This window comes from Parasphingorhabdus sp., assembly GCF_036963805.1.
GTDB lineage: Bacteria > Pseudomonadota > Alphaproteobacteria > Sphingomonadales > Sphingomonadaceae > Parasphingorhabdus.
Genome location: NZ_JBALUN010000012.1, coordinates 34916 through 41325 on the forward strand (window position 1 = coordinate 34916; position 6410 = coordinate 41325).

The following is a 6410-nucleotide window of genomic DNA, read 5'->3' on the forward strand; positions in this document are numbered from 1 at the left end:
AGGCGAGAGTGCCAGCGGGTCAGTTCAAAAATGCAGCACCCTCAAGGAGCGTAGCGAGAAAGAGAGCGACTATAGAAAATCCCGCTCATTATGCCTGCGCTCCCGATGGTCACCCGAAGGGCCAAGACTATAGGCTTGGTGCGCGCAGCGCATAGAGCGGGTTGCCGACGGGCAGCGCAAAAAACCTTTGACCAAACTGTTTTAAGAGAAAATCCAATGTCATATTCTCGGCAATCGTGTCGTATGGAATCAACACGTAATGCCACGGCGTCCCGCCAATAGAACTCTGCATGTCCGCCCACCCAAACTCCCCGTCCTTTGTCAGAACGTATCTGTTGAGTCCGATCCACGCAGCTATGAACGCGAAGAACCTACCGATGAAGGACCAGGGACCGCCAATCGATGCGATCTGGTCCGACACTCGGCCCCAATCTTCTTCTGGTCTTCCGCAAGTTCTGCGGCATCCTCGCTGATTGGCTAGCGGCCCTCGATATGTTCGAGAACCGGGGTCTCTTCTGCGTCATGCGCGCGACTGGCGAGGTCGAGCGTGACACGCGCCGGTTTCATCACGGTTTGCGGGAGCGGAAGACGAACATGTTCCTCAGCACCGGATCATGCGCGAATTCATGCACCAGACTCATCAGTACATGTCCGCCGAAATATATCCACATCGGGAGGCCCAGTGCCTCGTGCACCCCAAGTGCCCAGCTCTGGCCGTAGAAATAGCCAAGCGTGCCCGTCGCCGCCAAGACAAGAGCGATCAATGCGCCAAGACCGTGGAAGGCATTGGCCAGCGGCTGATCATCGCTGATCGGAAGCTTGCCACCCCGAAGGATAGCTAGGTGCGCCTTGATATCGGCCCACAATGCGGCAAGCCGACGACCAGATAGGTAGGGAAACCAGTCACCAAGACTGGGTTCGCGGCGCCGGAAGGCGGCCCATAGCCAGAACAGGACCAATCCGCCGAGAGCGACCAGCCCGGCCTTTTCATGCACTTCGAACCAGAAATCGCCCGGCTGCCCCCCCTTTGGATAAGTCATGAACAAACTGATGACAAGCGCTGCGGTGACCGCCAGTACCGTCACCAGATGAAGAAAGCGCGTCAGGTTCGAATAGTGCTGTGGATTGCCTGATTTCTCTACTTTCATACGATAATTTCCTCTCGTGGGATGTCCGTCAGCCGATAGCTTGCCCGACCAGTTTCCTATTGCAAAGGTTGCAGCTGCAGCGACGCCGCCAATCGCCAATTGTCGCAGTGAGATATGCCAGAGTCCCCGACCTGTTAGGAGCGCGCCGGCGACCTCGAAAACCAGCAAACTGATTCTGGTCGCTATAAACGCTTTGCCCTCCTTTCAGCGCGATATGAATAGGAGAGATGTCGCCGCGCCAAAAGTGAACAGGCCGCACGATGTTAGCGCAACGGTCATGGGTGATCCGTAAAGATCGCTCCGGACGATCCCTAGCTCCACCTTCGGAAGTGTATCCAGCACCGGCCCAGGTCCAAGCAGGTATGACGGTCTTCATTGGGTTTCTCTCAAACTCAGAACCAGAACCGGACACCAACTACGTAGCTCGTCACACTCGGGTCTTCGCCAGCCGCGCGTGCAAAATTGGCGCTTCTACCAACTTTCCAACCCTGAGCGATGCCGATATAGGGTGCAAATTCGCGTACGAATTCATACCGCAAGCGAATTCCGGGCTCGATCCGGTCGATGCCTGCCCCGATGCCCAATTCGGGCACGTCTTGAGCGGCAAGGTTAACCTCCACCCGTGGCGTGAGAATCAGACGCTGGGTAATTCTCTGGTCCAGTTCAGCCTCGAAACGAGCGGTGATATCTCCGGTGTTAGAGAGAAACGCTGCTCCGATAATATCGAACTTGTAGGGAGCTAAACCCTGAAAGCCGACCACACCATAGGTCCGCTTCGGTCCGGTCAAATCCTGACGGATACCTGCCTGGAAATCGAAGAAAGGGGCGACTGCACGGCTCCACAGTCCCTGGACCTCGGCGCTTTCAACTTTCTTGCCGAACGCGCCCTCGCCTTCGGACCGGAACCAGAATTTGTCGATGTCGCCGCCGTAATAGCCCTGCATGTCCCAAAGGTAGCCGTCCCGGCCTTCAAGCGCACGATATTCAAAGCGGTCGCCTTGGATCCACAGGCGCTTGCCGCCGTCGGTCTCGCGGATCAGTTCTTGGCGAGCCTCTCTCATGGCTTCCTCACCCCATACCGGTATCGCCGCACGGGCAGGCCCGCTTCCGGCTTCGGGCGGAGGAGGAAGTAGCGGAATGTCAGCGCCGGAATTCATCTGCATAGTGGAGTGGTCCATACCCTGCATGCCCTGCGCGGGTGCCGAAGCATCGGTCATTGTGCCGTGATCCATCGGTGCGACCTGCTGCCCGGATTGGTTCATGGGCATCGCCATGCCCGTTTGCCCTTCGGCTATAGGCATCGCGCCGTGGTTCATCTGCGAACGATCCATGCGTCCATGATCCATTTCGGCCTCAGCTTCAGGCTTAGGTTTGCAGGCGCCATCCGGGACGGTGTGACCCATTGCGCGATGGCGCTGTGCCTCTTGGGCACATTGCTGCGCTGCTTGCCCCGCACTCTGCTGTGGCTGGGCCATGTCATGCCCGGTGTGCTGCTGTGCCGATACCGGCGATACCAGCGCGGTTCCCGCAGCGAGCGATACGATCGTGCTTACAACAAAAGTCTTCATGCTTCGTCTCCGGCCGGATTGGCAACGGTGACGATCTGGAACATCCCGGCGACCAAATGATAGAGGATATGGCAGTGAAAGGCCCAGTCACCGGGCTCGTCTGCGGTCAAATCGAACTCCACGCTGCCGCCGGGCTGCACATTAACCGTGTGCTTCAGCGGCTGCCGGTCGGCGGGCGCGCCGTTGACCAGTTCGAAAAAATGCCCGTGAAGGTGGATCGGGTGGGCCATCATTGTGTCGTTGATCAGCTTGACGCGCACGCGTTCATTATAAGCAAAGCGGATCGGGTCGTCGGAGACGGCTGAGAACTTCTTCCCGTCGAACGACCACATATAGCGATCCATGTTACTTGTTAGATGGATTTCCATCCTTCGCGAAGGTGTTCGATTATCCTTGTTAGGCGTAAGTGCGCGCAGTTTGCGATAATTGAGCGTTCGGTGCGGAACATCGGCAAGGCCAACCCCTGGATCGCCGCTGCGATCGACAGGGTTCGCGGCTACCATCGCAAGTCCGGGGCCCTTCTTGACATTCGCCGGCAATTTGGGCGCATCGCGCTTTTTCATTGGGGACATTTCTTGTCCGCTGGACATTCCGGATATGCCTTCTGAGCCAGCCGCCATGCCAGCCATGCCGCCCATGCCCATATCGGTCATGGTCAGCAGCGGTGGATCCCGCAGCGGAGGAATTGCGGCGCGCGCTCCAGGAGCAGCTGCCAGTGAAGCAATACCCATGCCAGACCGGTCCATCGATTCGGCCACCATAGTGTAAGCAGTTTCATTGCCCGGAGTCACAAGCACATCGTAAGTTTCGGCGATGCCGATCTGAAATTCGTCAACCTCGACCGGCTCGACATTCTGACCATCGGCCTGAACCACCGTCATCGGGAGGCCGGGAATACGGATATTGAAAAATGTGGCGGCCCCCGAATTTATAAAACGCAAACGAATGCGTTCGCCGGGTTGGAACGTGAATTCAAGATTATCTGCCGGTCCATGACCATTAATAAGATAGGTGTACGTGGATCCCGTGATATCGAGAATGTCAACGGGCGACATTCGCATTTTTGCCCATGTTCTTCTCTGCGCTCCACTGAGCGGATAGTCATCAGTCCATGTTGTTTGTTCATAATTGAAATAATCAGAACTCTTTTTCAATTTGTCGTAAAGTACATTTGGATCGGTTTCGCTGAACTCGCTCAGTACAACGACATATTCGCGGTCTGCCTGCACCGGGTCGGGGCCTGCGGGATCGATCACAATCGGGCCGTAATGCCCGGCCTGTTCCTGCAGGCCGCTGTGCGAATGCCACCAATAGGTACCCGATTGCCGCACGGGGAATTCTGCTGTGAAGGTCTCGCCGGGCTTAACCCCGGGAAAGCTGACCCCCGGTACTCCATCGAACCGGAACGGAACGATCAGGCCGTGCCAGTGGATCGAGGTGTCCTCTTCTAGCTGATTATGCACGTTGAGGCGGACGGTCGTGCCTTCCTTCAAACGCAATAGCGGGCCAGGAATGCTGCCATTGATCGCTATCGCGCCGCCACGCTTTTTCCCGGTGGTGAAAGCCGAGCGCGCAACTGTCAGGTCAATATTCGATCCGGTCACTTCGTCAAAGCCCTTGCGGGCTGTAGCATCCAGGAGATTCCCACCTCTCGCCCAGGCCGGAACGGCACCGGCCAGGCCGAGCAGGCCCATTCCGGTGGCCCCTGCTCCGAGAAGTTTGCGTCGATTAACGGTGATCATAATACCAGCCCCTTGTTTTAAAATGTCACTTGTTTCGCGACGAATTGCTTATTCAACATAATGATATCACCCCTACTTGACGTCGCCGGGGTGATTGGAAGCAAGCACGCTCGGTCTTTTAGTGCCTTCCTACACACTTGGCGACTGGAACCAAGGGCAAAATTTGCGGTTGTGGGGATTTTCTAGGTCACGGCGATGGCCGAATCCCGTCCGGGATTCCTGTGGCCAGCATGACAGGCGTTCGGCTGTCATTTCGCAAGGTTCGGGGTGATGCCCGTTCGGCGCATTTCACCCCATACAAGAACGATCAAAGTCCCAGTTCTGGGCCGTTTTTGCTCGTTTAGAATGATGGTGCGGGCGGTCGGAATCGAACCGACACTCCTCTCGGAACGGCATTTTGAGTCGAGCGAGACTACCGATCCAATCCTAGCATTTCAGCCCTTTAAGTTTCGAGCAAATTTCTGATTGCCGAAAATGACTGTTTATCGGCTCAATTGTGTAAGGTTTTGTGTAAATCACTGCTTATTGCGGCCGTACCGTTAGCAAGACTAATCGTCTTCAATTCTAATCACAGGGCGGGCTGATGTTTTCAATCCCGCAGGTCGTTTGGGACGACGGACGTTGATAGATGCCGCATCAAGGGTACTCTTGATGTGTGCAGCATAGAATTTCTCGATCATCTCGACGCTGGTTCGGCAATTCTTGGCAATCTGGTAGATATCGGCGCCCTCCATCAACCGCATACAAATATAAGTGTGGCGCAAGCTATACGCAGTGCGCGGCTTTTCGTCGCGGTCACGCTTGAGGTCTGCTCGCTCCAATATACCATTGAACAATCTCACATGATTACCTGGAAAAACAGACTCTCGTAGATCGGGATATTCTAATTCCGGTAGATCTTCAGAGAGGGGCGGTAACCCCGCCTTGCGGCGGCGCTGTTTCTCACGGCGGCTTTCAGTCTTCACAGGCTTAGGCCGATTGAGCAAACGCTCATATGGCCTCACTGCGCTCGGCATTGATTTGCAATAGCCGACACCGCGTTTGCCGCGAACCTCGATTTCAAGGATCGTTTCACCACTCGCATCATCCTCGACAATCGCCACATCGCGATGCTGGAGGTTCTTTGCCTCATCAGGACGAAGGCCGGTGTTGGCAAGAAACAGCACGTAGTCATGTACCTGCTCGGCATTCCAGCGGTCTCGCTCATGATAGGGCTCACGCGCATAGGCACGTGTGGCTTCATACAGCTGCTTATATTCAGCCGGACTAAACCAGGGCCGATGCACTATCTTACCCTGCGTCCTGTACGGCGGTGACAAGTCTGGCAAATGTTCCAGCCAGCCATTGCGGATAGCCGTCTTCAAAACCATGCGAAGCGTTACGATTTCGTTGTGCAATGTGCTGCGTGCCGGCGGCTTGTCCACTAATGGGCGATTGCTACGCGAAGCCGGATTGGGTTCAAGCCTCGATGTCATTCGGTGAACACGGTAATCTTGCACTTTGGCTGGAGTAACCTTCGAGACGCCTAGCTCACCGAAGAATGGCAAAAGATGTAATCGAAGACGGATTTCGTGGCCCTCGGTCCATTTTTGGCTGCGCTCACCTTCCGTGATGACCGCATATTCCGACAGAAACTGCTCGGCGGCCTGGGCAAAGCTCTTCTCTGAAAGGAGAATACCGGCATGATCTTTACCACGCAGCGCGAGATACCAGTCTTCGGCAAACTCTGAAGCGAGCGCGAGACTTTCACGTTTGGTCGTGGCGCGTCGTTGTTTACCGCCGACCGAGGCAGAGCATTGCCAGATGCGACTCTCACCGCGCCGATACAGCTGCACTTTACCGCCCAGAACTCGGTGACTTTCCACACTACGCCTCCACCTATTGGGATATGATGACCTACGGCTATCAGGTTTTGGCAAAGGAGTCAAAATGTGTTAGCTATGTGTTAGCTC

The 6410-nt window shown here is 55.7% G+C and carries 5 protein-coding genes; all 5 read right to left on the reverse strand.

Features of this window, described 5'->3' with window-relative positions; genetic code table 11:
• Window positions 1-127: 127 nt before the first annotated feature.
• Window positions 128-292, reverse strand: a complete 165-nt coding sequence (locus V7676_RS16790; protein WP_335660762.1) for a hypothetical protein — start codon at window positions 290-292, stop codon at window positions 128-130.
• A 274-nt stretch (window positions 293-566) separates the two neighbouring features.
• Window positions 567-1148: a cytochrome b/b6 domain-containing protein gene (locus V7676_RS16795; protein ID WP_335660763.1), complete on the reverse strand. Its 582-nt coding sequence runs from the start codon at window positions 1146-1148 to the stop codon at window positions 567-569.
• A gap of 392 nt (window positions 1149-1540) precedes the next feature.
• Window positions 1541-2716 (reverse strand): copper resistance protein B, encoded by a 1176-nt coding sequence (locus V7676_RS16800; RefSeq protein ID WP_335660764.1) that lies wholly within the window; start codon window positions 2714-2716, stop codon window positions 1541-1543.
• Complete coding sequence (locus tag V7676_RS16805) at window positions 2713-4458, reverse strand: copper resistance system multicopper oxidase (RefSeq protein WP_335660765.1); 1746 nt, start codon at window positions 4456-4458, stop codon at window positions 2713-2715. Before V7676_RS16805 ends, V7676_RS16800 begins: the two co-directional genes overlap by 4 nt.
• A gap of 548 nt (window positions 4459-5006) precedes the next feature.
• Window positions 5007-6323, reverse strand: coding sequence for a tyrosine-type recombinase/integrase (locus V7676_RS16810; protein WP_335660766.1), 1317 nt, complete (start codon window positions 6321-6323; stop codon window positions 5007-5009).
• Between the last annotated feature and the right edge of the window lie 87 nt (window positions 6324-6410).

What these genes read in the sequence shown, in the direction of transcription:
- V7676_RS16790 (WP_335660762.1), bottom strand. Translation starts at nt 292, where the DNA reads ATGCAGAGTTCTATTGGCGGGACGCCGTGGCATTACGTGTTGATTCCA.
- V7676_RS16795 (WP_335660763.1), bottom strand. Translation starts at nt 1,148, where the DNA reads ATGAAAGTAGAGAAATCAGGCAATCCACAGCACTATTCGAACCTGACG.
- V7676_RS16800 (WP_335660764.1), bottom strand. Translation starts at nt 2,716, where the DNA reads ATGAAGACTTTTGTTGTAAGCACGATCGTATCGCTCGCTGCGGGAACC.
- V7676_RS16805 (WP_335660765.1), bottom strand. Translation starts at nt 4,458, where the DNA reads ATGATCACCGTTAATCGACGCAAACTTCTCGGAGCAGGGGCCACCGGA.